Origin of the sequence: Pseudomonas sp. NFX224, assembly GCF_048565165.1 — a bacterium.
Lineage (GTDB): Bacteria > Pseudomonadota > Gammaproteobacteria > Pseudomonadales > Pseudomonadaceae > Aquipseudomonas.
The window spans coordinates 3,159,147-3,184,052 of the sequence record NZ_CP183416.1 but is presented as its reverse complement, the minus strand read 5'-3'; the positions used below and the strand labels follow the sequence as shown (position 1 = coordinate 3,184,052).

30 protein-coding genes are annotated in these 24,906 nt (G+C 58.6%); 17 read left to right on the top strand and 13 right to left on the bottom strand.

Going from position 1 to position 24,906, the window contains the following annotated elements; genetic code table 11:
• Positions 1-11: 11 nt before the first annotated feature.
• From ACNYC6_RS14300 to trpB, 3 genes are all read right to left on the bottom strand, one after another.
• The gene (locus ACNYC6_RS14300) at positions 12-455 is read right to left on the bottom strand and encodes an anti-virulence regulator CigR family protein (RefSeq protein ID WP_419712811.1); all 444 of its coding nucleotides are present in this window, start codon (positions 453-455) and stop codon (positions 12-14) included.
• 120 nt (positions 456-575) lie between these two features.
• Positions 576-1,388 (bottom strand): tryptophan synthase subunit alpha, encoded by an 813-nt coding sequence (gene trpA, locus ACNYC6_RS14295; RefSeq protein WP_419712810.1) that lies wholly within the window; start codon positions 1,386-1,388, stop codon positions 576-578.
• Positions 1,388-2,608 carry a tryptophan synthase subunit beta gene (trpB, locus tag ACNYC6_RS14290; protein ID WP_419712809.1) on the bottom strand — a complete coding sequence of 407 codons (1,221 nt, stop codon included), beginning with the start codon at positions 2,606-2,608 and terminating at the stop codon, positions 1,388-1,390. The genes trpA and trpB overlap by 1 nt, the downstream gene beginning before the upstream one ends.
• 112 nt (positions 2,609-2,720) lie before the next feature.
• Here trpB and ACNYC6_RS14285 point away from each other — a divergent pair, with 112 nt between their 5' ends.
• The gene (locus ACNYC6_RS14285; RefSeq protein WP_419712808.1) at positions 2,721-3,614 is read left to right on the top strand and encodes a LysR family transcriptional regulator; all 894 of its coding nucleotides are present in this window, start codon (positions 2,721-2,723) and stop codon (positions 3,612-3,614) included.
• Here the strand turns inward: ACNYC6_RS14285 and ACNYC6_RS14280 are convergent.
• Positions 3,611-3,937: a DUF883 family protein gene (locus ACNYC6_RS14280; protein WP_416128692.1), complete on the bottom strand. Its 327-nt coding sequence runs from the start codon at positions 3,935-3,937 to the stop codon at positions 3,611-3,613. The genes ACNYC6_RS14285 and ACNYC6_RS14280 overlap by 4 nt on opposite strands.
• A 157-nt stretch (positions 3,938-4,094) precedes the next feature.
• Here ACNYC6_RS14280 and ACNYC6_RS14275 point away from each other — a divergent pair, with 157 nt between their 5' ends.
• Positions 4,095-4,310 carry a dodecin gene (locus tag ACNYC6_RS14275; RefSeq protein WP_008027736.1) on the top strand — a complete coding sequence of 72 codons (216 nt, stop codon included), beginning with the start codon at positions 4,095-4,097 and terminating at the stop codon, positions 4,308-4,310.
• 123 nt (positions 4,311-4,433) lie between these two features.
• Complete coding sequence (locus tag ACNYC6_RS14270) at positions 4,434-4,655, top strand: DUF1161 domain-containing protein (RefSeq protein ID WP_419712807.1); 222 nt, start codon at positions 4,434-4,436, stop codon at positions 4,653-4,655.
• 67 nt (positions 4,656-4,722) lie between these two features.
• Here the strand turns inward: ACNYC6_RS14270 and ACNYC6_RS14265 are convergent, their stop codons facing one another.
• On the bottom strand, positions 4,723-5,724 hold the full coding sequence (locus ACNYC6_RS14265) for an LLM class flavin-dependent oxidoreductase (RefSeq protein WP_419712806.1): 1,002 nt from the start codon (positions 5,722-5,724) through the stop codon (positions 4,723-4,725).
• Positions 5,725-5,965: 241 nt separating this feature from the next.
• Between ACNYC6_RS14265 and ACNYC6_RS14260 the strand changes: the two genes are divergently transcribed.
• A complete protein-coding gene (locus ACNYC6_RS14260; RefSeq protein ID WP_419712805.1) occupies positions 5,966-6,397 on the top strand; it encodes an OsmC family protein in 432 nt (143 codons plus the stop codon).
• Positions 6,398-6,562: 165 nt separating this feature from the next.
• Positions 6,563-6,796: a DUF1161 domain-containing protein gene (locus tag ACNYC6_RS14255; RefSeq protein WP_419712804.1), complete on the top strand. Its 234-nt coding sequence runs from the start codon at positions 6,563-6,565 to the stop codon at positions 6,794-6,796.
• 6 nt (positions 6,797-6,802) lie between these two features.
• Here ACNYC6_RS14255 and ACNYC6_RS14250 read toward each other — a convergent pair whose 3' ends face one another.
• Complete coding sequence (locus ACNYC6_RS14250) at positions 6,803-7,222, bottom strand: hypothetical protein (RefSeq protein WP_419712803.1); 420 nt, start codon at positions 7,220-7,222, stop codon at positions 6,803-6,805.
• 40 nt (positions 7,223-7,262) lie between these two features.
• On the bottom strand, positions 7,263-7,685 hold the full coding sequence (locus ACNYC6_RS14245) for a hypothetical protein (protein WP_419712802.1): 423 nt from the start codon (positions 7,683-7,685) through the stop codon (positions 7,263-7,265).
• Between the two features lie 59 nt (positions 7,686-7,744).
• Here ACNYC6_RS14245 and ACNYC6_RS14240 point away from each other — a divergent pair, with 59 nt between their 5' ends.
• Positions 7,745-8,818: an aminopeptidase gene (locus tag ACNYC6_RS14240; RefSeq protein WP_419712801.1), complete on the top strand. Its 1,074-nt coding sequence runs from the start codon at positions 7,745-7,747 to the stop codon at positions 8,816-8,818.
• 42 nt (positions 8,819-8,860) lie between these two features.
• Here the strand turns inward: ACNYC6_RS14240 and ACNYC6_RS14235 are convergent, their stop codons facing one another.
• Positions 8,861-9,511 (bottom strand): HAD family hydrolase, encoded by a 651-nt coding sequence (locus ACNYC6_RS14235; protein WP_419712800.1) that lies wholly within the window; start codon positions 9,509-9,511, stop codon positions 8,861-8,863.
• Positions 9,512-9,539: 28 nt separating this feature from the next.
• Positions 9,540-10,085: a gamma carbonic anhydrase family protein gene (locus ACNYC6_RS14230; protein WP_419712799.1), complete on the bottom strand. Its 546-nt coding sequence runs from the start codon at positions 10,083-10,085 to the stop codon at positions 9,540-9,542.
• A gap of 89 nt (positions 10,086-10,174) precedes the next feature.
• On the opposite strand from ACNYC6_RS14230, the gene prlC reads away from it, so the two are divergent.
• Positions 10,175-12,226: an oligopeptidase A gene (gene prlC / locus ACNYC6_RS14225; protein WP_419712798.1), complete on the top strand. Its 2,052-nt coding sequence runs from the start codon at positions 10,175-10,177 to the stop codon at positions 12,224-12,226.
• Positions 12,223-12,510: a YheV family putative zinc ribbon protein gene (locus ACNYC6_RS14220; RefSeq protein ID WP_419712797.1), complete on the top strand. Its 288-nt coding sequence runs from the start codon at positions 12,223-12,225 to the stop codon at positions 12,508-12,510. The genes prlC and ACNYC6_RS14220 overlap by 4 nt, the downstream gene beginning before the upstream one ends.
• Before the next feature lie 42 nt (positions 12,511-12,552).
• Here ACNYC6_RS14220 and ACNYC6_RS14215 read toward each other — a convergent pair whose 3' ends face one another.
• Both ACNYC6_RS14215 and ACNYC6_RS14210 read right to left on the bottom strand, forming a co-directional pair.
• Positions 12,553-13,197, bottom strand: coding sequence for a tyrosine-protein phosphatase (locus tag ACNYC6_RS14215; RefSeq protein WP_419712796.1), 645 nt, complete (start codon positions 13,195-13,197; stop codon positions 12,553-12,555).
• Positions 13,198-13,681: 484 nt separating this feature from the next.
• Complete coding sequence (locus ACNYC6_RS14210; RefSeq protein ID WP_419712795.1) at positions 13,682-13,984, bottom strand: hypothetical protein; 303 nt, start codon at positions 13,982-13,984, stop codon at positions 13,682-13,684.
• A 219-nt stretch (positions 13,985-14,203) separates the two neighbouring features.
• Here ACNYC6_RS14210 and ACNYC6_RS14205 point away from each other — a divergent pair, with 219 nt between their 5' ends.
• The 3 genes from ACNYC6_RS14205 (at position 14,204) to ACNYC6_RS14195 (ending at position 17,853) form a co-directional block, all read left to right on the top strand.
• Entirely contained in the window at positions 14,204-15,262 is a 1,059-nt protein-coding gene (locus ACNYC6_RS14205; protein ID WP_419712794.1) for a PA0069 family radical SAM protein, read from the top strand.
• A 242-nt stretch (positions 15,263-15,504) separates the two neighbouring features.
• Complete coding sequence (locus ACNYC6_RS14200; RefSeq protein WP_419712793.1) at positions 15,505-16,236, top strand: carbonic anhydrase; 732 nt, start codon at positions 15,505-15,507, stop codon at positions 16,234-16,236.
• A 90-nt stretch (positions 16,237-16,326) separates the two neighbouring features.
• Positions 16,327-17,853, top strand: coding sequence for a SulP family inorganic anion transporter (locus tag ACNYC6_RS14195; RefSeq protein WP_419712792.1), 1,527 nt, complete (start codon positions 16,327-16,329; stop codon positions 17,851-17,853).
• 110 nt (positions 17,854-17,963) lie between these two features.
• On the opposite strand, the gene ACNYC6_RS14190 is transcribed toward ACNYC6_RS14195, so the two are convergent.
• Positions 17,964-18,614: a hypothetical protein gene (locus tag ACNYC6_RS14190; protein ID WP_419712791.1), complete on the bottom strand. Its 651-nt coding sequence runs from the start codon at positions 18,612-18,614 to the stop codon at positions 17,964-17,966.
• 371 nt (positions 18,615-18,985) lie between these two features.
• On the opposite strand from ACNYC6_RS14190, the gene coxB reads away from it, so the two are divergent.
• From coxB to ACNYC6_RS14170, 4 genes are all read left to right on the top strand, one after another.
• Complete coding sequence (gene coxB, locus ACNYC6_RS14185) at positions 18,986-20,113, top strand: cytochrome c oxidase subunit II (RefSeq protein ID WP_419712790.1); 1,128 nt, start codon at positions 18,986-18,988, stop codon at positions 20,111-20,113.
• Between the two features lie 82 nt (positions 20,114-20,195).
• Entirely contained in the window at positions 20,196-21,782 is a 1,587-nt protein-coding gene (gene ctaD, locus ACNYC6_RS14180; protein WP_419712789.1) for a cytochrome c oxidase subunit I, read from the top strand.
• Between the two features lie 78 nt (positions 21,783-21,860).
• On the top strand, positions 21,861-22,412 hold the full coding sequence (locus ACNYC6_RS14175; RefSeq protein ID WP_034149469.1) for a cytochrome c oxidase assembly protein: 552 nt from the start codon (positions 21,861-21,863) through the stop codon (positions 22,410-22,412).
• A 25-nt stretch (positions 22,413-22,437) separates the two neighbouring features.
• Positions 22,438-23,325, top strand: coding sequence for a cytochrome c oxidase subunit 3 (locus tag ACNYC6_RS14170; protein ID WP_419712788.1), 888 nt, complete (start codon positions 22,438-22,440; stop codon positions 23,323-23,325).
• A 3-nt stretch (positions 23,326-23,328) separates the two neighbouring features.
• Here ACNYC6_RS14170 and ACNYC6_RS14165 read toward each other — a convergent pair whose 3' ends face one another.
• Positions 23,329-23,532, bottom strand: coding sequence for a twin transmembrane helix small protein (locus tag ACNYC6_RS14165; protein WP_008064738.1), 204 nt, complete (start codon positions 23,530-23,532; stop codon positions 23,329-23,331).
• A 70-nt stretch (positions 23,533-23,602) separates the two neighbouring features.
• Here ACNYC6_RS14165 and ACNYC6_RS14160 point away from each other — a divergent pair, with 70 nt between their 5' ends.
• Together ACNYC6_RS14160 and ACNYC6_RS14155 are read left to right on the top strand one after the other, a co-directional pair.
• Positions 23,603-24,343 carry an SURF1 family protein gene (locus tag ACNYC6_RS14160; protein ID WP_419712787.1) on the top strand — a complete coding sequence of 247 codons (741 nt, stop codon included), beginning with the start codon at positions 23,603-23,605 and terminating at the stop codon, positions 24,341-24,343.
• Positions 24,309-24,902, top strand: a complete 594-nt coding sequence (locus ACNYC6_RS14155; RefSeq protein ID WP_419712786.1) for a hypothetical protein — start codon at positions 24,309-24,311, stop codon at positions 24,900-24,902. The genes ACNYC6_RS14160 and ACNYC6_RS14155 overlap by 35 nt, the downstream gene beginning before the upstream one ends.
• Positions 24,903-24,906: the final 4 nt, after the last annotated feature.

The following is a 24,906-nucleotide window of genomic DNA, read 5'->3' as shown; positions in this document are numbered from 1 at the left end:
CTAAACGCTAATCAGAGCACCCCCTCAAGAATTTCATAAACCACTCCGCTTGCTACGGCGATCAGCACGACATCCCCACCCGCCCGGCGCCATTCGTAACCTGGGTAGTACGGGAGCCGACTCAGCGCGCGGTTGTCCAGACGTTCGCCGTAATAGCCGCGAGGCAGTGGCCGGCCGCGCTCCAGATGAATGCCTGGAGGCGGCGGCGCGCCACGAACGAAATAGTCATGATGGTCGTGAATCGTCTGGCGCACCGGACCAAAGTCCCGTGGCGGCGGTCCACCGCGATGGTTGTCTTGCCCGCCACGATGATCGTTATCGTGGCTATCGTAATGCCCCTGCTGCGGACCGCCGTGGTCATGATCGTCGCGTTGATCGGCGCTGGCGTGCAGCAACGGCGTCGCACTAAGCATCAGCACACCCAGGCTGGCAATCAGACGTTTCGGCATTTTCATCAGGTATTCCTCACAACACAAACAGCAAAAAGGGCTTCAGAACGTAGTCCTGAAGCCCTCGGTCTTGCTGGTTAGTCCGTGCCGGAAGGCTCTAATTCCTCTGTATCAGGAACTTTACCTTCAGCTGACGCGAGCCTTACGCACGCCCTCGGACAACGCCGAGCAAAGGCTCAGTACGCCATCCACTGCCTGCTCCGGCGTCGTCGCGTTGGCGATGTGATCGATCAAGGCCGAGCCCACCACCACACCATCGGCCAGACGCGCGATGTTCGCCGCTTGCTCCGGTGTGCGAATGCCAAAACCGATGCTGATCGGCAGATCGGTATGGCGACGCAGACGAGCGACCGCCTCTTCAACGTGCTCCAGTGTCGCCGCACCAGCACCGGTCACACCGGCCACCGACACGTAGTACACAAACCCGGAGCTGCCATTGAGAACAGTCGGCAAACGCACGTCATCGGTGGTCGGCGTAGTCAGGCGGATAAAGTCCAGACCTGCAGCCTGCGCCGGGTCACACAGCTCACCGTTATGCTCCGGAGGCAGGTCGACCACGATCAGACCGTCAACACCGGCCTCTTTGGCTTCGGCAATGAAGCGCGGCACGCCGTACATGTGGATCGGGTTGAAGTACCCCATCAGCACCAGTGGCGTCTCGGTATTACCTTCGCGGAACTCGCGAACCATTTGCAGGGTTTTCGCCAGGTTCTGCCTGGCAGCCAACGCACGGATGTTGGCGAGCTGGATGGCCGGACCGTCGGCCATTGGATCGGTGAAGGGCATGCCCAACTCGATCACGTCGGCGCCTGCTGCCGGCAAGCCCTTGAGGATCGCCAACGAGGTGTCGTAGCTCGGGTCGCCAGCGGTGATGAAGGTCACCAGGGCGGCGCGGTTCTGTTCCTTGAGTTCGGCAAAGCGTGTTTGCAGGCGGCTCATCAGTGTTTCTCCTGCTGCGATTGTTCCATGTGGTGCATCACGGTCTGCATGTCTTTGTCGCCACGGCCGGACAGGTTGACCACCATCAGGTGATCTTTAGGCAGGCTCGGTGCGCGCTTGAACACTTCAGCCAACGCGTGGGCGCTTTCCAGGGCAGGAATGATCCCTTCCAGGCGGCAGCATTGGTGGAACGCGGCGAGGGCTTCATCGTCGGTCACCGAGGTGTACTGGACGCGGCCGATGTCATGCAACCAGGCGTGTTCCGGGCCGATGCCTGGGTAGTCCAGGCCGGCGGAAATCGAGTGGGCGTCGATGATCTGGCCATCGTCGTCCTGCAACAGGAAGGTGCGATTTCCGTGCAGCACACCCGGTACGCCGCCGTTCAGGCTCGCTGCGTGTTTGCCGGTTTCGATACCGTAGCCGGCCGCTTCAACACCGATGATGTCCACGCTCTTGTCGTCGAGGAACGGGTGGAACAGGCCCATGGCGTTGGATCCACCGCCGATGCACGCCACCAGGCTGTCCGGCAGGCGGCCTTCCTGGGCTTGCAACTGGTCACGGGTTTCCTTGCCGATGACGGCCTGGAAGTCGCGAACCATCGCTGGATAAGGGTGCGGACCGGCCACGGTGCCGATCAGGTAGAAGGTACTGTCGACGTTGGTCACCCAGTCACGCAGGGCTTCGTTCATCGCGTCCTTCAGGGTGCCGGTGCCGGCCACGACCGGGATCACTTCCGCGCCCAGCAGCTTCATGCGGAATACGTTGGCCTGCTGACGTTCGATGTCAGTGGTGCCCATGTAGATTACGCAGTCCAGGCCAAAGCGCGCGGCCACGGTAGCGGTCGCCACGCCGTGCATGCCAGCGCCGGTCTCGGCGATGATGCGTTTCTTGCCCATGCGCCGCGCCAGCAGGATCTGGCCGATGCAGTTGTTGATCTTGTGCGCGCCGGTGTGGTTCAGCTCTTCACGCTTGAGGTAAATCTTCGCGCCGCCGCAGAACTCGGTCAGACGCTCAGCGAAATACAGCGGGCTTGGACGACCGACGTAGTCGCGCTGGAAGTAGGCCAATTCTTCCTTGAATGCAGGATCTTCCTTGGCCGCTTCGTATTCGCGGGCCAGATCGAGGATCAACGGCATCAGGGTTTCAGCGACGTAACGGCCACCGAACGCGCCAAACAGGCCGTTGGCGTCAGGGCCGTTGCGCAGATTAGTCTGGGTCATGGGGCGCTCCAGTTGAATGCGTGAAGTGACAATGAAGTCCACTCTACCCCTGACGTACCCGGCTGAAAACCGATAAGATCGCCGCAACCTGTCAGGAAAACTCACAGATCCCATGAGCCACGACCTTCCACCGCTGAATGCCCTGCGCGCCTTCGAAGCGACGGCCCGCCTGAACAGTGTCAGTCAGGCCGCCGAACAGCTACACGTCACGCATGGTGCAGTCAGTCGTCAGCTGAAAGTGCTTGAAGAGCACCTCGGCGTGAGTCTTTTCATCAAGGATGGTCGCGGCCTGAAACTCACAGATGCCGGCCTGCGTTTGCGTGACGCCAGCGCTGAAGCCTTCGAGCGTTTGCGTACGGTCTGCGCAGAACTCACACAAAGCACAGTCGATGCGCCTTTTGTCCTCGGCTGTTCGGGAAGCTTGCTGGCCCGATGGTTCATTCCGCGTCTTGGACGGCTGAATGCCGACTTGCCCGACCTTCGATTGCACCTGTCGGCCGGAGAAGGCGATCTCGACCCCCGCCGTCCAGGCCTGGACGCCTTGCTGGTGTTTGCCGAGCCACCCTGGCCGGCGGACATGCAGGTATTCGAGCTCGCCAGCGAACGGATCGGTCCGGTGATGAGTCCACGGTTTGCCGGATATGAACGGCTCAAGTCGGGACCCGCCACAGCGCTGCTGAGCGAATCGGTGCTGCACACCACTTCGCGTCCGCAAGCCTGGCCCAGTTGGGCGCAGCAAAACGGCCTCGACGCCAAGACGTTGAAGTACGGGCAGGGTTTTGAACATTTGTATTACTTGCTGGAAGCGGCCGTGGCCGGGCTGGGCGTGGCGATTGCCCCTGAACCGCTGGTGGCCGAAGACGTGAAGGCGGGTCGCCTGGTCGCACCATGGGGTTTCAGCGAAACCCCGGCTCATCTGGCGTTGTGGTTACCCAAGCGCGCCGCGGACGGGCGCGCCCGGCAACTGGCGCAATGGCTCAAAAACGAGCTGCGCCAGGCAGATTAGTCACCGCGTTTGAACAACAGGTAAGCCGCCAGCAAGCCCAGCGCACCCACCGCAACACCGGCTGTAGTCCAAGGGTGTTCCTGGGCGTAGTCCCGGGTCGCGATTCCGGTCTCCCGGGTTTTAACCTTGACCTCTTCATAAGCATCGGCGAGCAGATGGCGCGAGTGTCTCAGCGCGTTCTCAGCGTTGCCTTTAAGCACCTTGAGGGTTTTACGCGACTCGTCCGAGGCGTCGTCCTTCAGGTTTTCCAAGGATTTGAGCAGACTCTCGATCTCCGCTTCCATGCTTTGCAATGAGGCTTTACGTAACGAGCTGTTGGCCATGGTGGCTCTCCTGCATTGTTGATGAGTAGCGTGTGTTGGTTGGGACTTCAGGGGCTCGAGAAAGTGCAGTAAATGTGAACTTCCATGTCGGACGAACCGACAGAAGTAAGACGGAAATTCACTGCTAGGCTGTATTTCACACCCTAAGGAGAACGCCATGACTGACCATCACACCTACAAGAAAGTCGAACTGGTTGGCTCGTCCACCAGCAGCATCGAAGACGCGATCAACAACGCACTGGCCGAAGCCAGTAAAAGTCTCAAGTACATGGAATGGTTTGAAGTCACCGAAACCCGTGGGCATATCAAGGACGGCAAGGCAGCGCACTTCCAGGTCACCCTCAAGGTCGGATTCCGGATTGCCAGCAGCTAACGTTGGTCTAGCCTTCTGAACTTGCGCGCTGGCCGAGTGCCACAGGGAATGGCAAAACGCTGAATGAGCGTGTCCGGCCAGTGTCTGGATGCCCCTTTTTAATCCGACCAGAGAATGCAACCGATGAAGAAGTTTATTTTGGCGGTAGGTTTGTTGAGCCTGGCGGGTACTGCCTTCGCTGACGGCAAATCCTGCGAAGAGCTAAAAGCAGAGATCGCAGCAAAGCTTGATGCCAAGGGCGTTTCCAATTATTCGCTGGAGATTGTCGATAAAGGCACTGCGGCTGACGGAAAAGTCGTCGGCACCTGTGAAAAGGGTACGAAGGAAATCGTCTACAAACGCTAGGGTGATCCGCTGCGTAAGAAAAAGCCGACGCATAACGTCGGCTTTTTTTGTGCGCGTGAACGAAATGTCAGCCCTTCATGACTTGCGCCAACAACTCGTAGGAATGCAGACGATCGGCATGTTCGTACAGGTCGCAGGTAAAAATCAGCTCGTCAGCCTGAGTTTGCTCGATCAGCACGTCCAGTTTCGCCCGGATTTTCTGCGGGCTGCCAATCATGGCCAACCCCAGGAAGTCCTGCACCGCGGCTTTCTCATGGGGCAGCCACAGGCCATCCATGGTTTGCACCGGCGGACGCTGCACCAGGCTCTGACCACGCATCAAGGCCAGAATGCGCTGGAACACCGAAGTCGCCAGGTAATCGGCCTGCTCATCGGTGTCGGCGGCCACCAATGGCACGCCGAGCATCACGTAGGGCTTGTGCAGTACGGCTGAAGGCTTGAAGTGATTGCGATAGACACGAATGGCTTCGTGCATGAAGCGCGGTGCGAAATGTGACGCGAAGGCGTAGGGCAAACCGCGCTCGCCTGCCAGTTGTGCGCTGAACAAGCTAGAGCCCAACAGCCAGATCGGCACATGGGTTCCGGTGCCGGGCATTGCGATGACGCGTTGATCCGGGGTGCGCGAGCCGAGATAGCGCACCAGCTCGGCCACATCTTCCGGGAAGTCGTCGGCGCTACCGGAACGCTCGCGGCGTAGCGCACGGGCGGTCATCTGATCGGAACCGGGTGCACGACCGAGACCCAGGTCGATGCGGCCCGGATACAGGCTTTCCAGGGTGCCGAACTGTTCGGCAATCACCAGCGGCGCGTGGTTAGGCAACATTACGCCGCCGGAACCCACGCGAATGGTCGACGTGCCACCCGCGAGATAACCCAATAGCACCGAGGTCGCGGAACTGGCGATGCCGTCCATATTGTGGTGTTCGGCAACCCAGAAGCGGTGATAGCCGAATTTCTCGACATGCTGCGCCAGGTCCAGCGAGTTGCGCAGCGACTGGGCCGCGCTGCCGTTTTCCCGCACAGGCACCAGATCGAGGGTCGAGAACTTGATATCGGGCAGTCGTTTCATAAACCTGCATCTCCAATTGAGGGCGCAGGTTTTTTCTTGCGAACGAAAACCTGCCGATTCTAAAAGCGTGTTTCATGCAATGTGGGCATATACCCGAGTTTCAATAGCACAGGAAAAATTCCTACCAAAAAAGCGGACCGATCGGATGAAGTGAACTTTGCGTGACGGTCTATCCTCAGAACCCTAGCGACCCACACCACAAAGGCGCGACGCTCCGCGCCGGATCTTGAGGAGACAAGGCATGGCTATCATCAAGAAAGCATCGGCCCATTGGGAAGGTGATCTGAAAACCGGCATCGGCTCGATTTCCACGGAAACCGGCGTACTCAGGGAAGCACCCTACGGCTTCAAGGCGCGCTTCGAAGGCGGCAAGGGCACCAACCCGGAAGAGCTGATCGGCGCCGCGCATGCGGGTTGTTTCTCCATGGCCTTCTCCATGATTCTCGGCGACGCCGGCCTCAAGGCCGACAGTATCGATACTCATGCCGAAGTCACCCTGGACCCAGTGGATGGCGGCTTTGCGATCACGGCGGTGAAACTGATCCTCAAGGCGAAAATTCCCGGCGCCAGCCAGGCGCAATTCGAAGAGTTGAGCAACAAGGCCAAGGAAGGATGCCCGGTTTCCAAGGTGCTGAATGCCAAGATCAGTCTGGACGCGACTTTGGTGAATTAAACCAGTTTGAAGATCGCAGCTTTCGGCAGCGCTACAGCGGCGAGTGAATCCGCAGGCTGCGATCTTTTTGCCTTGAAACAAAACAACACGCGCAAAACTATGGTCGAATAAATGACAGCAGCAAAAACGCATGTCCATGTGCGCTGCCTCAAAGGAGCTTCAACCATGAAACGTTTTGCCTTGGCGGTTATCTGTTTCGCAATGGCCACTTCGGCTTTGGCGGCACCGAAACCCTGTGAAGAACTCAAGGCCGAAATCGAAGCCAAGATCCAGGCCCGAGGGGTGACGTCCTACACCCTGGAGATCGTTCGCAATGACGAAGTACACGATCAGAACATGGTCGTAGGCTCGTGCGAGAACGGTACCAAGAAAATCATCTACCAGAAGAATGACCGCTGACCGGCCTCACGGCACACAGTTGATCTGGCGCTCTTCTGCGACAATTTCATGCTTGGCGTTATACAGCCGTGCTTCGGGGGTGAACGCCATGGAGCGGGCTTGCAGCAGATATCGCTGACCGGCCTCGAAGTGATCGTACTTGATGATCATGTAGCACAACCGCTCCGTGCCACCGCCAAACAATTCCGAACCGCCGCTCGGCACTTCGAAGTCAAAACGCACGGTCAGTTCGTGGCTACCCGGAGTGACCTGGAAAAAACGCCCCTCTCGCAATCGCTGATTGTCCAGTCGCTCGGCCATCAGCAACTTGTCATTGGGGAATGGCGTAGAGAAGTCGACCCACGCCATATTCGGATTGGCCGCCGGCATCGGAGTCGAACAGCCGGCCATCGCACTCGCGGCCAGTAACAGCATCAACCTGCGCATGATGAATGTCCCAATGTCGGGATCTTCAGAATAGCGCCGATCAGGTGCGTTGGCAGCCTGCAGGTGTGCCTTGGCCAATTACTTTTCGCTGCTGATCGTAGAGCTTGGCCCATGGTCGAAAGCCGATATTCCCCGCTTGCAATTGATAGCGCTCGCCCGCGTTGAAATCGTTGAATTTCACATTCATCTGGCAATCACGCCAGAGTGGCTGGGCGTCGGGCCCGATATTGGTGGGCTGGACCGGGAATTGATAGCGGACCGTCAGCTCATGGCTGCCGGGCTGCACCTCAAAATAGCGTTTATCGGTGGCCGCCTTGTTATCCACTTCCACCGCCAACAGGGCCGTGTCTTCCTGATGCGACTCCAGATCGATCCATGCTTGCGTCGGATCATGGTGAGGCAATCCGAATCCAGCACAACCGGCCAGCGTCAGCAGGCCTCCCGTCAGCATCAATTTGCGCATAGCGGAGCTCCAGTCAAGCGGGATAGTCTTGCGAGCAGACTCTCCGGGAATTTTTTATTTTGATAAGGCTGCGTCCAAGCCCTGGGTTACTTGATCGCGTTTTGCGCGTTTTGTTTCCGGGTGTGTTGTTTTTGTTGCTCAACGGTTGTTCCAGCGTCAGCTACTACAGCCAATTGGCCAGCGGTCAGCTGCAACTGCTGCGGGCACGAGAGCCGGTTTCCAGGGTGATTGCCGACCCGCAGCGTGATCAGAAACTGCGTGCGCATCTGGCCCAATCACAAAAGGCCCGAACCTTCGCCAGCCAACAACTGCACCTGCCGGACAATCAGAGCTATCGCCTGTATGCCGACATTGGCCGGCCCTATGTAGTCTGGAACGTGTTCGTTACGCCGGAATTTTCCCTGAAGCCACAGAACCATTGCTTCCCCATTGCCGGTTGCGTGGCCTATCGCGGGTACTACAGCCAGCGTGCGGCTCGCGGTGAGGCGGCGCTGCAACGTTTGCAGGGTATGGACGTGTCGATCGGCGGTGTCGAGGCGTATTCGACCCTGGGCTGGTTCAACGACCCGATCATGAACTCGATGATGGGCTGGGGCGATGAGCGCCTGGCCACGCTGATCTTTCACGAACTGGCGCACCAGCGCGTTTATGTGAAAGACGACACGGAGTTCAACGAATCATTCGCCACCTTCGTCGAGCAGGAGGGCACCCGCCAATGGCGCGCTTACCGCAGCCTGCCGCCTGAAAGCGGGACACAGGCGCAACAACGGGATCAATTCATTCAGCTGGTGCTGGACACCCGCACCCGCCTTGAAAAACTGTACGCCCTGCCGCTGTCGCCCGAGCAAATGCGCCAGCGCAAAGCTGAAGCGTTCGAGCAATTGCGCAGCGAATATCGACAGATGCGTGATAGCCAATGGGCCGGGGACAAACGTTACAACGCGTGGATCAATGCGCCGATGAACAATGCGCGACTGCTGCCCTTTGGCCTGTATGACCAATGGGTGCCGGCGTTTGCTGCGCTGTTTGAACAGGTGGGTGGGGATTGGGTGAAGTTTTATGCCGAAGTCGAGAGGCTGGGGGCGTTGCCGATCGATGAGCGTAAGGCGGCGCTGAAGGTATTGGCTGCTTAATCAACTGACGCCTTCGCGGGCAAGCCCGCGAAGGCGGTTTGACTAACGTCGCAAAAACGCCCGGTGCATCTCGTCCAGCGTTTCAAAATGATAGGTCGGTGCTTGCGCACTCAGCTCTTCCCGACTGCCAAACCCGTACCCCACCGCCGCCGCATCCAGGCCATTGCTGCGCGCACCGATCAAATCGTGTTTGCGGTCGCCGATCATCAGGGTACTGGCCGGGTCCAGGCCTTCTTCGGCCATCAGGTGAGCGATCAACTCGACCTTGTTGGTCCGGGTGCCGTCCAGTTCGCTGCCGTAGATCACTTTGAAGTGTTTGGCGAAGTCGAAATGCCGGGCGATTTCCCGGGCGAAAACCCATGGCTTGGAGGTTGCGATGTACAGCTGTCGCCCTTGTCCAGCGAGGGTTTCCAGCAGCGGCGTGACGCCATCGAACACGCGGTTTTCGTACAGGCCGGTGACTTTGAAACGCTCGCGATAAAAATTCACCGCCTCCCAGGCTTTTGGCTCATCGAAGTCATAAAACTGCATGAACGCCTGCAACAACGGCGGGCCAATAAAATGTTCGAGCCTGGACAGGTCGGGCTCATCAATGCCGAGCTTGCTCAAGGCAAACTGAATCGAACGGGTGATGCCTTCGCGCGGGTCGGTCAGGGTGCCATCGAGGTCGAACAGAACGGTTTGGTAATGCATGAAAATTCCTGGGCAATAGCAAGACGTTTCAGAACTGGTCGTAGCCTTCGGCCAGATGCAGATCCTTGAGTTTCACGTAGTTCGCCGCGCTGTAAGTGAAAAACGCTTGTTCCTTGTCAGTCAGTGGCCGGATCTGTTTCACCGGGCTACCGACATACAGGAACCCGCTTTCCAGGCGCTTGCCCGGTGGCACCAGGCTGCCGGCCCCAATGATCACATCGTCGGCGACCACTGCGCCGTCCATGACAATGCTGCCCATGCCGATCAAAACCCGACTGCCGACGGTGCAGCCATGCAGCATGACTTTGTGGGCGACGGTCACGTCATCGCCGATCAGCAAAGGGAAACCGTCAGGGTTGAACGGCCCGGCATGGGTAATGTGCAGCACGCAACCGTCCTGCACGCTGGTGCGCGCACCGATGCGGATGCGGTGCATGTCGCCGCGGATCACTGTCAATGGCCATACCGAGCTGTCTTCGCCGATCTCGACATCGCCGATCACCACCGCTGAACGGTCGACAAAAGCGCCTTTGCCCAGCAACGGCGTGTGGTTCTGATAGTTGCGAAGGTTCACGATAGGGTTTCTCTCTGTTGCTGATAGCTGCGGTGAACGTCGATTGTAATTAAGATGGCTGCATGTTTCTTCCAGCCAAGGTGCCAACCGTGAGCGTGAACAACCCTCTTTTGCAGTCCTACGACCTGCCGCCATTCTCCGCGATCCGTGCCGAGCATGTGCAACCGGCCATTGAACAGATCCTGGCTGACAACCGCGCCGCCATTATCGAGATCCTCAAGACTCAGGGCAAACAACCGACCTGGGCCGGCCTGGTGCTGGCGATGGACGAACTGAACGATCGCCTGGGTGCCGCCTGGAGCCCGGTCAGCCATTTGAATGCCGTGTGCAACAGCGCCGAATTGCGCGAAGCCTACGAATCGTGCCTGCCAGCCTTGAGCGCCTACTCCACCGAAATGGGCCAAAACCGTGAACTGTTCCAGGCCTATGAAGCCCTGGCCAACAGCCCGGAAGCCGCCGGTTTCGATGTGGCGCAGAAAACAATCCTGGAACACGCCCTGCGTGATTTCCGTCTGTCGGGTATCGACCTGCCGGAAGCCGAGCAGAAGCGCTACGCCGAAGTGCAGAGCAAGCTGTCGGAACTGGGCAGCCGTTTTTCCAACCAATTGCTCGACGCCACCCAGGCCTGGACCAAGCACATCACCGATGAAGCCGCCCTCGCCGGCCTGACCGATTCCGCCAAGGCGCAAATGGCCGCCGCCGCTCAAGCCAAGGGTCTGGATGGCTGGTTGATCACCCTGGAATTCCCGAGTTACTACGCGGTGATGACCTACGCCCACGACCGTGCCCTGCGCGAAGAAGTCTACGCCGCCTACTGCACCCGCGCGTCGGACCAGGGTCCGAATGCCGGGCAGAACGACAACGGCCCGGTCATGGAAGACATCCTCGACCTGCGTCAGGAACTTGCAAAACTACTGGGTTTCGGCAGTTTCTCGGAGTTGAGCCTGGCCACCAAAATGGCCGAGTCCAGCGATCAAGTGTTGAGCTTCCTGCGTGACCTGGCCCAGCGCAGCAAACCGTTCGCCGCCCAGGACCTGCAACAGCTCAAGGCTTACGCCGCCGAACAAGGTTGTCCGGACCTGCAAAGCTGGGACAGCGGTTTCTACGGTGAAAAACTCCGCGAACAGCGTTACAGCGTTGCCCAGGAAGCCCTGCGCGCGTACTTCCCGATCGATAAAGTGTTAGGCGGCTTGTTCGCCATCGTGCAACGCCTGTACGGCATCGAGATTGCCGAGCAAAAAGGCTTCGACACCTGGCACCCGGATGTTCGTCTGTTCGAAATCAAGGAAAACGGTCAGCACGTCGGCCGCTTCTTCTTTGACCTCTACGCCCGCGCCAACAAGCGTGGCGGCGCGTGGATGGACGGCGCCCGAGACCGTCGCCGCACCGCTGGCGGTGTGCTGCAAAGCCCGGTCGCCAACCTGGTGTGCAACTTCACCCCGGCCGACAGCGGCAAGCCTGCGCTGCTGACCCACGATGAAGTGACCACCCTGTTCCACGAGTTCGGTCACGGCCTGCATCACCTGCTGACCCGCGTCGAGCATGCCGGTGTCTCCGGCATCAACGGCGTGGCCTGGGATGCAGTCGAGTTGCCGAGCCAGTTTATGGAGAACTGGTGCTGGGAACCGGAAGGCCTGGCGCTGATTTCCGGTCATTATGAAAGCGGTGAGCCACTTCCGCAGGACCTGCTGCAAAAAATGCTCGCGGCGAAAAACTTCCAGTCCGGCCTGATGATGGTTCGCCAGTTGGAGTTTTCCCTGTTCGACTTCGAACTGCACGCCACCCATGGCGACGGCCGCAGTGTGCTGCAAGTGCTCGAAGGCGTGCGCGACGAGGTTTCGGTCATGCGCCCACCGGCCTACAACCGTTTCCCTAACAGCTTCGCCCACATTTTCGCGGGCGGTTACGCCGCGGGTTACTACAGCTATAAATGGGCTGAAGTACTGTCCGCCGATGCGTTTTCGAAGTTTGAAGAAGAAGGCGTACTCAACGCGGCCACCGGTCGCGCGTTCCGGGAAGCGATTCTCGCGCGCGGTGGTTCCCAGGAGCCGATGGTGCTGTTCGTCGACTTCCGTGGCCGTGAGCCATCGATTGACGCACTCTTGCGTCACAGCGGCCTGAGTGAGGACGCGGCAGCATGAGTGAGGGTCCCGTGATTACCAAACGACGCTTTATCGCCGGCGCGGTTTGCCCGGCCTGCAGCGAGCCGGACAAGTTGATGATGTGGAATGAAGACAGCGTGCCACATCGCGAATGCGTGGCCTGCGGTTACTCCGACACGCTGAATGAACAAGGCCTGTCGGTGCCCAAGGAATTGGGCACACGGGTCAATACATCCGCCCTGAAGGCACCGGATACCAAGGTTCAGGCTGTACAGTTTTTCCCGAACCCGAAGCTGAAAAAGAAAACTGACGAACAGTCCTGAGTCGCAAACGCCTTCCACTGTGCAATGCAGTGGAAGGCACGACTACTGGAGATGAGCAGACTGGAACCAGTTTTTCATCGAACACGCCGCGAACGGGCTTGTACTGCAATCACCATTGGTCAATGCAGTGCGAAGCTTGTCCACGTCAGCCTGCATCATGTAACGAATACCGTCCTTGAAGTGGGTGCTGTCACCAAAACCACCTTGGGTCATTTCGCTTAGTGCGTCCTCTTTGCTCCAGCCCTGAACCACCACGCGATACATCGCCGCCATCAAACCAGTGCGATCAGAACCGTGCTTGCAATGCATCAGCACCGGGCCATTGGCTTCTGCAGACTGAATGGCGCGCAAGGCTTTAAGGACATCGGCGTCATCGACATGGTTGGTGCGATAAAGCAACTGAACCTGGGAGATGCCCGGCGCGGACAACCAGTCGGCATCGGACTCCGGCAGGAAGGTGATCACCGTTCCCACCTTGAGACTTTCCAGCAACGCAACGGCCCCCTTGTCCGGTAATGCACTGCGGTACAACGTCGGTGACATCTGGAAAAGGTTGTACCGGGCCTCGACTGGCTGCGCCCACTCGGTCGGACGAGTCGAGTGACTGTCGTCGGCAAGAGCAGGTGCGAGGTTGAACAATGCGACCAACGACAGGCACATCGCAGGGATAAAACGCAGTAGGGACATGCTCGGGTGACCATCAGGAAAGAGGCTTGGATAGTGGTGCCGAGCTTGATTCCCTAGCGGTCAAAGGCTTGTGAGCTGTCTGTCAAAGAAACGTGAAGCAGTCAGGCCAGCGAAAAAACCGGTCGTCCTGCCTCGCTGAAAGACCAATGCTCATAGTTTCAGCTTGATAAACGCGCGGGCTAACAGTTGCAGATCATCCCCCAATTCTATCCGGCTATGGGTTTCCTCATCGAAATTCGCTACGTAGAAGTCCGCGGGCTTCCTTGCATTTTAGCGCCCTCCCCTGATCCTTTATGTGGACGTCAAAAATGTAGAGTTTTAAAGCAATCGATTTAACTTGTCATCGACGGCTTCTATTTGCTGGAGATATATCCCCGAGATCATTAGCGCAAACATATTTTATTCTGGCAGATATTTAAAGTGCACACCGTGAACGGCGTGCACTCGACCATGGCTTATTTATCGACAAGTGATCTACTTGAGATCAAGGATTGACGATTGTCGCATACGCCCTGGCCAGAGCCTCAAGCTTGGCCCTGTCATCGGCATCGATATCGCCGTCGCCGTCTACGTCCTGGCCAACACTCCTGATATTGAAAGAGTTACCACTGTCAGTGGAAACAGCATTGAAAAAGACCGAGTCCACCAGTGCTTCCACTTGCTGTTGATTCTCTGCATCCCAACTTAACTCCTTACGAGCAAGTTGCAACGAAACAAGCGTATTGGGCTCCGAAGGGCTTGGCTGCATGAGTTGAAGAAAGATACCGCGCTGATTAAAAAAAGACATGAATAGTTCCCTTATTCGTTTGAGATTATTAGCACTACTTGGCGAAGTGAATATACGATCGAACGTGAAAGCCATCCAGACTCTATATGTTTCATTAATTTGCGTCTTACTTGCTTTACCAGTCTCGGATACACATGAACTTAATCAAAGGCTGAACGGTACTGGTCGTAGCACTCGACCTCGGATACTGTATGCATATACAGATAAAGGAATTCGCCGATGGTCACTCCTCTACCTCCCCGCGGTCGTGGCACCGCCACCAACCCGCACAACCGCTTTGCCCCTCTTCAATCGGTGGCCGAGGATGACGGCTGGTATCAGGAAGCACCCGTGACTCAAGGCACCGAAGTGCGCATCGAAACGGCGAAAACCATCATCACCAAAAACAATTCACCGGACCTGCCCTTCGATCGCTCGATCAATCCCTATCGCGGTTGCGAACACGGCTGCATTTATTGCTATGCGCGGCCCAGCCATGCTTATTGGGATATGTCACCGGGGCTGGATTTCGAGACCAAGCTGATCGCCAAGACCAACGCCGTGGATGTGCTCGAGCAGCAGCTGTCCAAACGCGGCTATCAATGTGCGCCAATTAACCTCGGTTCCAACACCGATCCTTATCAGCCGATCGAGCGCGATTACAAGATCACCCGACAAACCCTTGAAGTACTGCTGCGTTACCGGCATCCGGTGACCATCGTCACCAAAGGTTCGTTGATTTTGCGCGACCTCGATCTGCTGGTCGAGCTTGCCCAACAGCGGCTGGTGGCGGTGATGATCAGCCTGACCACCCTGGACGACGAGCTCAAACGCATCCTCGAACCCCGCGCCGCCGCGCCCAAGGCCCGGTTGCGGGCGATCAGGGTCATGCGCGAGGCGGGTATTCCGGTGGGCGTCCTGTGTTCGCCGATGATTCCGATGATCAACGACTGCGAGCTCGAAAACCTGCTCACCGAAGCCCAGGCGGCTGGCGCGCAGAGTGCCGCTTACATGATGCTGCGCCTGCCGCTGGAGGTCGCCCCGCTGTTCGAAGACTGGCTGCTCGCCCACTACCCGCAACGCGCGGCGCATGTGCTGAGCCTGATCCGTCAGAGCCGTGGCGGTGAGCTGTACGACAGCCGTTTTGGTGCTCGGATGCGTGGCGAGGGTCCCTTTGCTGAACTGTTGGCGCAGCGCTTTGCCAAAACCATCAAGCGCTTGGGACTCAACCACCGGGAAGGTTTCAATCTGGACTGCGACGCCTTTTGTCCGCCGGGTCGCCAAATGTCACTGATTTGAGGACAATTGGCCTATGGTTGAGTACTGGAGAACGTGCTCAACGATTAGGCCGGTCACGTTTTTTGTGACCTGGAACACACGTTCTAGAGCGTTTTATTCAGTTTGAGTTAAGATTCGGCCGCTACCTTGTTCATCGAGTGACTGACGGGTCGAGATCTTCGGCCTGGATGTTTTTTATACAGCCACTGGCTTCATACCGGACAATACGGGTAATTCCCTGACTCCGCCAAAGAGGATGAATCATGAGTGACAAGGATAAACAGCCGTTGGCTGCGTCGGCTTCTGCCCAACCCGAGGCGGAAACCGCCGATGCAGCGTTGAAGCATATCGTTGACGGCTTTTTGCATTTTCATCATGAGGTCTTTCCGCAGCAGGAAGAACTCTTCAAAAAACTCGCCACGGCGCAACAGCCACGGGCGATGTTCATTACCTGCGCCGACTCGCGCATCGTGCCTGAACTGATCACCCACAGCTCACCTGGCGATTTGTTCGTGACCCGCAATGTCGGCAACGTCGTACCGCCTTACGGACAGATGAATGGTGGCGTTTCCACCGCCATCGAGTACGCAGTGCTAGCGCTGGGTGTGCAGCACATCATCATTTGCGGCCACTCCGATTGCGGTGCGATGCGGGCGGTGCTCAACCCCGACAGCCTGGAAAAAATGCCCACGGTCAAAGCCTGGCTACGGCATGCGGAAGTCGCCAAAACCATGGTGCACGACAACTGCAACTGCGCCGACGAAAACGAGACCATGCATATCCTCACCGAGGAAAATGTCATCGCTCAATTGCAGCACTTGCGTACCCACCCCTCGGTAGCCTCGCGCATGGCGAACGGTCATCTGTTCATCCATGGCTGGGTGTACGACATCGAAACCAGCGAAATAAAAGCTTACGACGCCGATCAGGGTTGTTTCCTGCCACTCAATGGCAGCCTGCCCATTCCGGTGGCGACGCCCAAAGCGCGCTTCTAAAACCTCCTAAAAATTTGTGTGGATAAGCCGTGGCTGCCGAACAGGCAGTCCGGCTTTGCCATGCCTGAAGAAAACTTCGGGAGAATCATCATGCGTGCTGCGCAACTCAAAGCTGTTCTGCCACGGGAGCTGTTGGCTTCGGTGGTGGTGTTTCTGGTCGCCCTGCCCCTGTGCATGGGCATTGCCATCGCCTCAGGGCTGCCGCCAGCCAAAGGCCTGATCACCGGGATCGTCGGTGGTTTGGTCGTGGGCTGGTTGGCGGGCTCTCCGCTGCAAGTCAGCGGGCCCGCGGCGGGTTTGGCGGTCCTGGTGTTCGAACTGGTGCGCCAGCACGGCGTGACCATGCTCGGGCCGATTCTATTGCTCGCGGGTTTTCTGCAACTGGTGGCCGGGCGCTTGAAACTCGGTTGCTGGTTTCGGGTCACCGCGCCAGCGGTGGTATACGGCATGCTCGCTGGGATCGGCGTGCTGATCGTACTTTCGCAGGTGCATGTGATGCTCGACGCTGCGCCAAAACCTTCCGGCCTGGATAACCTCACGGCGTTTCCCGGTGCGGTGGCCCAGGCATTGCCATCGTTCGGCTGGCAGGCCGGTCTGCTCGGTCTCTCGACCATCGCCGTGATGTGGCTGTGGGAAAAATTCCGCCCGCACTCATTGCGCTTCGTTCCCGGAGCGTTGCTTGGGGTGGGTCTGGCGACAATCGCCAGTCTGCTGCTGGCATTGCCCGTCAAACGTGTTGAGGTCCCGGCGAACCTGGCGGAGGCAATTGACTGGCTGCGCCCGGCGGACCTGCTCAACTTCGCCGATCCGAGCCTGCTGATCGCCGCATTCGCCGTGGCCTTCATCGCCAGCGCCGAAACCTTGCTGTCCGCCGCGGCCGTGGATCGCATGCACAACGGTCAACGCTCTGACTTCGATCGCGAGCTGTCAGCCCAAGGCGTAGGCAACATGCTCTGCGGCTTGCTCGGCGCGTTGCCGATGACCGGGGTGATCGTGCGCAGTTCGGCCAACGTCCAGGCCGGTGCCACCACCCGCTACTCGACGATTCTCCACGGGTTATGGCTGCTGGCGTTCGTGTTGTTGCTGTCGAGTGTGCTGCAACGCATTCCGGTGGCGAGCCTGGCCGGCGTGTTGGTTTACACGGGTTTCAAACTGGTCGACCTCAAGGCCTTCCGCAGTTTGGGGCGCTATGGCCGGATGCCGATGTTCACCTACGCCGCGACAGCCTTGGCGATTATCTTCACTGACTTGTTGACCGGTGTCCTGATCGGTTTCGGCCTGACCCTGGTGAAACTGGCGCTGAAGGCTTCACGGTTGAAAATCAGCCTGATCGATCTGCCCCGGGACGGCGAGATGGAGTTACGTCTGGTGGGCGCGGCAACGTTTCTCAAAGTGCCGGCACTGACCAAGGTGCTGGGCAGCATTGCGCCAGGCACGACGGTGCATGTGCCGCTCAACAACCTGAGCTACATCGATCACTCGTGTCTGGCATTGCTGGAGGAATGGGGCCGGGCGAATGCAGCCAAGGGCTCGAAGTTGTTGATTGAGTCGCGGGGGTTGAAGCGCAGGCTGGAGGGACGGGTGCGGACTAATATCGGTATAGGTGCGGCTGGCTAATAAACCTGTAGGAGCGAGCCTGCTCGCGATGACAATGGATCATTCAACATTGTTGTCGACTGATACAACGCTATCGCGAGCAGGCTCACTCCTACAGATTCTGTGTTGGATCAGGCCCCGGTTTGTTCCAGCTCCAGACCCACGCCCAAACGGCGTGACATGCACGGCCAGCGTTTCCACGCAGCGCCGGTGTCCGGGCTGCTGAGCTTCTCGCGGTAGGCTTCCACCGACTCCAGCGCGAAACTCTCCTCGCTCAACATTTCGTCGAAGGCGTGATGCACGACCTCATCGAGTTGGTTGGCAAATTCCTCACCGATCAACTGGTGAGCGATCAGGTTGGCGACAGTCATGTCCAAGGGGATCAGTGGCTGGCCAAAGTGCTTGATGTACAGGTCGTTGACCTCTTCGACAAAACGGTGCGCCAGATAGGCTTCGTCCAGCAGGCTGTCGAGCCCGACGTGCCCGGCCATGATGGCGGGCGGCTGGAGGAAGTACTGTTCGGCGATTTTCAGCACCGGTTTGATCTGTGACTCGATACCCGCTTCCCTGGCGACTTCATTGGCTGCATCCAGCAGATCAGGAACTTCATCAATATAAGCGGCGACAAAACGCGTCAGCACGCCATTGGCGTCGTTCTCCGGCAATTGGATCGCCGGGTGTAAATGAGGCAGTTTGCTTTCCAGCTGACGAGTCAGCAGTCCGGTTTCGGCTTCGTGTTGTTGGGCTTTTTGGATCTGCTCGCGCAATGCGGCGGTGTTCATGAAAACTCCAGGAAACAAAGGCAATGAAATAGGGAAGACATAACTTAGCTGGCTTACGATAAATGCTAAGACGCATTTTTCATAAGTGTTTCATCCTTGAGACGCCCCCGTTATATCGGTTTGCCACCACTCGTCTGCATCCTTCTCCATTCGTGCCCTGCAATGCAAGTTAATGCTGTTTCAGATGATTTACGCCTTCACATTGCGAGGTGAGAGTCGCTGTCTATACTCGGGTTGGAATGGAGTTAGCTGATGACGCCCGACTGCACACGCAGCAAGGCCCGGCAATTCAAGTTCGTAGTCTGATGCAGCCGCTCCCTTGCCGCAGGTGAAAGCCGGCGGGATAACAAGAACGATAAGGGGAACCCGCAATGATGCGACATCCACATGTCTGGATGGGCCTCCTGTTGTGGTCGATTTTCAGTCAGGCGCAAGCGGCCTGGACTGTGAATATGGCGCCTGGAGCGACTGAAATCAGTCACGCTGTGTTTGACCTGCACATGACCATTTTCTGGATCTGTGTAGTGATCGGCATCATCGTTTTTGGCGCCATGTTCTGGTCGATGATCCTGCACCGTCGCTCGACCGGGCAGGTGGCCGCCAAATTCCATGAAAGCACCACCGTCGAAATTCTCTGGACCATCGTGCCCTTCATCATTCTGGTGGCCATGGCGGTTCCCGCGACGGCAACCCTGATCAAGATGTACGACGCCAGTGAGCCGGATATCGATATCCAGGTCACCGGCTACCAATGGAAATGGCACTACAAATACCTGGGCCAGGACGTTGAGTTCTTCAGCAATCTGGCCACCCCCGCTGACCAGATCCACAACAAGGAAGCCAAGGGCGAGCACTACTTGCTCGAAGTCGACAAGCCGCTGGTGCTGCCGATTGGCGCCAAGGTGCGCTTCCTTGTGACCTCTGCCGACGTGATCCACTCCTGGTGGGTGCCGGCCTTTGCGGTCAAGCGCGATGCGATCCCGGGGTTCGTCAACGAAGCCTGGACCCGTATCGAAAAGCCTGGCATCTACCGCGGCCAGTGTGCCGAGCTGTGCGGCAAGGACCATGGGTTCATGCCGATCGTGGTCGAGGTCAAGGAGAAGGCCGATTACGAAAAATGGCTGGCTGAGCGCAAGGCTGAAGCGGCGCAACTCAAAGAGCTGACCAGCAAGGAATGGACCCTCGACGAGCTCAAGGAGCGCGGCGACAAGGTTTATCACACCACTTGCGTGGCCTGTCACCAGGCTGAGGGCCAGGGCCTGCCGCCGATGTTCCCGGCGCTCAAAGGCTCGAAAATCGCCACCGGCCCCAAAGACGCACACCTGAGCATTGTCTTCCACGGCAAGCCCGGCACCGCCATGGCGGCGTTCGGCAAGCAGCTTTCGGAAGTCGATATCGCAGCGGTCGTGACCTACGAACGTAACGCCTGGGGTAACAACAAGGGCGACATGGTCACGCCAAAAGAAGTGCTGGAGCTGAAACAGGCGGAAAGCAAATGACCCGGTCTATTGCATACCTCAGGAATCGGGCGGGGCAGCGCGCCCCGGCCTGCCCAGCCCATCTGTTTGCAGGAGACACGCCATGAGCGCCGTCATCGATGACCATGGTCATGCCGACCACGCCCACGGCCCCGCCAAAGGCCTGATGCGCTGGGTGCTGACCACCAACCACAAGGACATCGGCACGCTGTACCTGTGGTTCGCGTTTTCCATGTTCCTGCTCGGTGGCTCGTTCGCGATGGTGATTCGCGCCGAGCTGTTCCAGCCGGGGCTGCAAATCGTCCAGCCGGAATTCTTCAACCAGATGACCACCATGCACGGTTTGGTGATGGTCTTCGGTGCGGTGATGCCGGCGTTCGTCGGCCTCGCCAACTGGATGGTGCCGCTGATGATCGGCGCGCCGGACATGGCCCTGCCGCGGATGAACAACTTCAGCTTCTGGCTGTTGCCGGCGGCGTTCCTGCTACTGGTGTCGACGCTGTTCATGCCCGGTGGTGGTCCGAACTTCGGCTGGACGTTCTACGCGCCGCTGTCGACGACCTATGCGCCGGAAAGCGTGACGTTCTTCATCTTTGCCATCCACTTGATGGGGATCAGTTCGATCATGGGCGCGATCAACGTGATCGCCACCATCCTCAACTTGCGCGCCCCCGGCATGACGCTGATGAAAATGCCGCTGTTCGTCTGGACCTGGCTGATCACCGCATTCCTGCTGATCGCGGTGATGCCGGTACTGGCCGGGTGCGTAACGATGATGCTGATGGACATCCACTTCGGCACCAGCTTCTTCAGTGCTGCCGGTGGCGGTGACCCGGTGCTGTTCCAGCATGTGTTCTGGTTCTTCGGGCACCCCGAGGTGTACATCATGATCCTGCCGGCCTTCGGTGCCGTCAGCTCGATCATCCCGACCTTCTCGCGCAAGCCGCTGTTCGGCTACACCTCGATGGTCTACGCCACGGCAAGTATTGCGTTCCTGTCGTTCATCGTCTGGGCGCACCACATGTTCGTGGTTGGTATTCCGCTGGTGGGCGAGCTGTTCTTCATGTACGCCACACTGCTGATCGCCGTGCCGACCGGGGTGAAGGTGTTCAACTGGGCCAGCACCATGTGGCAAGGCTCGCTGACCTTCGAGACGCCGATGCTGTTTGCGGTGGCATTCGTGATTCTGTTCTCCATCGGCGGGTTCTCCGGGCTGATGCTGGCCATCGCCCCGGCGGACTTCCAGTATCAGGACACTTACTTCGTGGTCGCGCACTTCCACTATGTATTGGTGCCGGGTGCAATCTTCGGGATCTTCGCTTCCGCCTACTACTGGATGCCGAAGTGGACCGGTCACATGTACGACGAAACCCTCGGCAAGCTGCACTTCTGGCTGTCGTTCATCGGCATGAACATGGCCTTCTTCCCGATGCACTTCGTGGGTCTGGCGGGCATGCCGCGGCGGATTCCGGACTACAACCTGCAGTTCGCCGACTTCAACATGGTGTCGTCAATCGGCGCGTTCGTGTTTGGTACCACGCAGCTGTTCTTCCTGTTCATCGTGATCAAGACCATTCGCGGCGGCCCGCCTGCACCGGCCAAACCGTGGGACGGGGCGGAAGGCCTGGAGTGGAGCATTCCGTCACCGGCGCCGTATCACACCTTCACTACGCCGCCGGAAGTGAAATGAATAATTTCTGCCTTGTGGAAACGTCTGTGGGAGTCGGCAAGCCAGCTTCCACAGGGTTCTCGGTAGAGGGCATAGGTCATGGCTGATTCGATTTCGATGAAGAAGCTGGTCACTCGTCTGTTGCTGGTGGTGGTCGCGATGTTTGTGTTCGGATTTGCGCTGGTGCCGATCTACGACGTGATGTGCAAGGCCTTCGGCATCAACGGCAAGACGGCCGGGCAGTACGAGGGCGAGCAAACGGTCGATACCTCGCGGCAGGTGCGCGTGCAGTTTCTGTCGACCAATTCCGCCGACATGTCGTGGGATTTCTATCCCAAGCACGATGAACTGACGGCCAACCCAGGGGCGGTGAACGAGATGATCTTCATCGCGCACAACCCCACCGACAAACCGATGAGCGCCCAGGCTGTACCGAGCATCGCGCCCAGCGCGGCAGCGGCGTACTTCCACAAGACCGAATGTTTCTGCTTTACCCAGCAAGTGCTGCAGCCCGGTCAGCGGATCGAGATGCCGGTACGTTTCATCGTTGACCGTGACATGCCCAAGGATGTGAAGCACTTGACGCTGTCCTACACGCTGTTCGATATCACCGCCCGACATCCACCGGTCGCAGTAAACACTGGCGGTTGAGCGTGCCCGATAAGGAGAACAATAAATGGCAACTCATGAACATTATTACGTTCCGGCCCAGAGCAAATGGCCGATCATCGCCACGGTCGGGATGTTCGTCACGGTGTTCGGCCTGGCCACCTGGTTCAACGATCTGAAAGCAGCGCGGCCGGAATCCCACGGCCCGCTGATCTTTTTCGTCGGTGGCCTGCTGCTGGCCTACATGCTGTTCGGCTGGTTCGGCACGGTGATCAAGGAAAGTCGTGGCGGCTTGTACAGCGCGCAGATGGACCGCTCGTTCCGCTGGGGCATGAGCTGGTTCATCTTCTCGGAGGTGATGTTCTTCATCGCCTTCTTCGGCGCACTGTTTTATGTGCGCCACGTTTCCGGGCCGGCGCTCGGTGGTGAAGGCACCAAAGGCATCGCCCATATGCTGTGGCCGGCCTTCGAGTTCACCTGGCCATTGCTGAACAACCCGGATTCCAAACTCTTTCCGCCACCCAAGGATGTCATCAGCCCCTGGGGCTTGCCGCTGCTCAACACCGTGCTGTTGGTGAGTTCCAGCGTCACCGTGACCATCGCCCACCATGCCCTGAAAAAAGGCCATCGCGGTGCGCTGAAACTGTGGCTGGCGATCACTGTGTTGCTGGGTTGCGCGTTCCTCGGCTTCCAGGCCGAAGAATACATCCACGCCTACCACGAACTGGGCCTGACTCTGGGCTCGGGCATCTATGGCGCCACGTTCTTCATGCTCACCGGATTCCACGGCGCACACGTGACCATCGGCACCATCATTCTGTTCGTGATGTTGATGCGGATCATGCGCGGGCACTTCGATAACGAGCATCAGTTCGGCTTCGAGGCGGCGAGTTGGTACTGGCACTTCGTGGACGTGGTGTGGATCGGATTGTTCGTTTTCGTCTACGTGCTCTGAACCCTACCAGGGGGCATGAGAAACCAACTGGCCGCTGAAAAAACCCCAGGCGATCAAGCCGACGGTAATGGCGGCCAGCGCTACACGAACACTCAAGGCAATGACGAGGCGGTTCGAGCTGCTGTCGTCCTTGACCAGAAAAAACAGGCCGCTGAACAGGCTGACAACCGTGGCAATCAGCATCAGGACGATGGCTGCTTTGAGCATGGTGAGACTCCGGGGGACTAGCGATGCACTTGAGTATAGCTATCGCACCGACTGACTTTCTGGCGATGCCATGAAGCGCTTCCGGCCGGGCATCGTGCCGACACTGGTGGTCGCCCTGCTGCTGCCGCTGCTGGTGTCACTCGGGTTCTGGCAATTGAGCCGGGGCGCGGAGAAAAGCGCGCTGCTGCAAACCTACACCGAGCGCCGAACTGCCGAACCGATGGCCAGCACCGAGCTGCAACACAGCGTCGATCCAGCCTTCCGCCGCGTTCGCCTGCACGGTCAGTTCGATGCCGTCCACAGTCTGTTGCTGGATAACCGCCAGCGTAACGGCAAGGTCGGCGTCGAATTGTTGCAACCCTTCCAGGATCAGGCGACCGGGCTCTGGCTGCTGGTCAATCGTGGCTGGCTGCCGTGGCCGGACCGACGTACACCGCCGCAATTCACCACACCGACTCAAGCGTTGAGCCTGGACGCCTGGGTCTACGTTTCCCCCGGCGCGACCTTCCAGCTCCACGCCGACCCCGACAGCGCACTCTGGCCGCAACTGGTCACGGCGGTTGACCCGGCAAAACTCTGGACATCCCTCGGCCGCGAAGGCTTCGCCTACGAATTACGCGCAGAAACCGGGCCGGCGACCTATCAGGCCGATTGGCCGGTCGTTGCCATGGGCCCGGAAAAACACATCGCTTATGCCGTGCAGTGGTTCGCCATGTCGATCGCTCTGTTCGGTCTTTTTCTCTACCTCGGCTGGCACAACGCAAAGGAGAAACACCATGGGAGCGGCCATGAATCCACCCAGCATGTCTGAGGCAAAACCGTCGGTGAACCGGCGCAAAGGACGTTTGCAGTTGCTGCTGATTCTGCTCGGAGTGATCGGGCCGATGGTCCTCGCCACCGGCATGTACAAATTGCAGTTCTGGGTGCCGGAAGGCCGCAGCTATCACGGCGAACTGATCGGCAACGGCCAGACCCGCGCCGACCTTGGCGTGCAGGCACAGGAAGAGCGCTGGCAGTTGCTGGTGACCGCGCCCAAGGACTGCGCCGTCGATTGCCAGCAACTGGTGTATCTGGCGCGGCAGGTTCAGATCGGCCTGGGCCGCGACGCCGGGCGTGCCAGCCACGCCATCGCCGTCGCGCAGCCGTTGGCCACCGATTACGAGGCCAAGCTGACCCGCGAATATCCGCAGCTGCAACGCTACCCGCTGGACCTCAACACCTTCAGCAAGGCCAATGGCGACAAAGCCGCACCGCAACTGTGGATCATCGACCCGCACGGCAATCTGGTGTTGCGCTACGACCCTGCGGTGAAAGGCAAGGACCTGCTGAACGACCTGCGTCACCTGCTGAAACTGTCCAACATCGGATAAGGGC

Coding starts and splice junctions, on each gene's coding strand:
- ACNYC6_RS14300 (WP_419712811.1), bottom strand. CDS start 455: ATGAAAATGCCGAAACGTCTGATTGCCAGCCTGGGTGTGCTGATGCTT.
- trpA (WP_419712810.1), bottom strand. CDS start 1,388: ATGAGCCGCCTGCAAACACGCTTTGCCGAACTCAAGGAACAGAACCGC.
- trpB (WP_419712809.1), bottom strand. CDS start 2,608: ATGACCCAGACTAATCTGCGCAACGGCCCTGACGCCAACGGCCTGTTT.
- ACNYC6_RS14285 (WP_419712808.1), top strand. CDS start 2,721: ATGAGCCACGACCTTCCACCGCTGAATGCCCTGCGCGCCTTCGAAGCG.
- ACNYC6_RS14280 (WP_416128692.1), bottom strand. CDS start 3,937: ATGGCCAACAGCTCGTTACGTAAAGCCTCATTGCAAAGCATGGAAGCG.
- ACNYC6_RS14275 (WP_008027736.1), top strand. CDS start 4,095: ATGACTGACCATCACACCTACAAGAAAGTCGAACTGGTTGGCTCGTCC.
- ACNYC6_RS14270 (WP_419712807.1), top strand. CDS start 4,434: ATGAAGAAGTTTATTTTGGCGGTAGGTTTGTTGAGCCTGGCGGGTACT.
- ACNYC6_RS14265 (WP_419712806.1), bottom strand. CDS start 5,724: ATGAAACGACTGCCCGATATCAAGTTCTCGACCCTCGATCTGGTGCCT.
- ACNYC6_RS14260 (WP_419712805.1), top strand. CDS start 5,966: ATGGCTATCATCAAGAAAGCATCGGCCCATTGGGAAGGTGATCTGAAA.
- ACNYC6_RS14255 (WP_419712804.1), top strand. CDS start 6,563: ATGAAACGTTTTGCCTTGGCGGTTATCTGTTTCGCAATGGCCACTTCG.
- ACNYC6_RS14250 (WP_419712803.1), bottom strand. CDS start 7,222: ATGCGCAGGTTGATGCTGTTACTGGCCGCGAGTGCGATGGCCGGCTGT.
- ACNYC6_RS14245 (WP_419712802.1), bottom strand. CDS start 7,685: ATGCGCAAATTGATGCTGACGGGAGGCCTGCTGACGCTGGCCGGTTGT.
- ACNYC6_RS14235 (WP_419712800.1), bottom strand. CDS start 9,511: ATGCATTACCAAACCGTTCTGTTCGACCTCGATGGCACCCTGACCGAC.
- ACNYC6_RS14220 (WP_419712797.1), top strand. CDS start 12,223: ATGAGTGAGGGTCCCGTGATTACCAAACGACGCTTTATCGCCGGCGCG.
- ACNYC6_RS14215 (WP_419712796.1), bottom strand. CDS start 13,197: ATGTCCCTACTGCGTTTTATCCCTGCGATGTGCCTGTCGTTGGTCGCA.
- ACNYC6_RS14210 (WP_419712795.1), bottom strand. CDS start 13,984: ATGTCTTTTTTTAATCAGCGCGGTATCTTTCTTCAACTCATGCAGCCA.
- ACNYC6_RS14205 (WP_419712794.1), top strand. CDS start 14,204: ATGGTCACTCCTCTACCTCCCCGCGGTCGTGGCACCGCCACCAACCCG.
- ACNYC6_RS14200 (WP_419712793.1), top strand. CDS start 15,505: ATGAGTGACAAGGATAAACAGCCGTTGGCTGCGTCGGCTTCTGCCCAA.
- ACNYC6_RS14195 (WP_419712792.1), top strand. CDS start 16,327: ATGCGTGCTGCGCAACTCAAAGCTGTTCTGCCACGGGAGCTGTTGGCT.
- ACNYC6_RS14190 (WP_419712791.1), bottom strand. CDS start 18,614: ATGAACACCGCCGCATTGCGCGAGCAGATCCAAAAAGCCCAACAACAC.
- coxB (WP_419712790.1), top strand. CDS start 18,986: ATGATGCGACATCCACATGTCTGGATGGGCCTCCTGTTGTGGTCGATT.
- ctaD (WP_419712789.1), top strand. CDS start 20,196: ATGAGCGCCGTCATCGATGACCATGGTCATGCCGACCACGCCCACGGC.
- ACNYC6_RS14175 (WP_034149469.1), top strand. CDS start 21,861: ATGGCTGATTCGATTTCGATGAAGAAGCTGGTCACTCGTCTGTTGCTG.
- ACNYC6_RS14170 (WP_419712788.1), top strand. CDS start 22,438: ATGGCAACTCATGAACATTATTACGTTCCGGCCCAGAGCAAATGGCCG.
- ACNYC6_RS14165 (WP_008064738.1), bottom strand. CDS start 23,532: ATGCTCAAAGCAGCCATCGTCCTGATGCTGATTGCCACGGTTGTCAGC.
- ACNYC6_RS14160 (WP_419712787.1), top strand. CDS start 23,603: ATGAAGCGCTTCCGGCCGGGCATCGTGCCGACACTGGTGGTCGCCCTG.
- ACNYC6_RS14155 (WP_419712786.1), top strand. CDS start 24,309: ATGGGAGCGGCCATGAATCCACCCAGCATGTCTGAGGCAAAACCGTCG.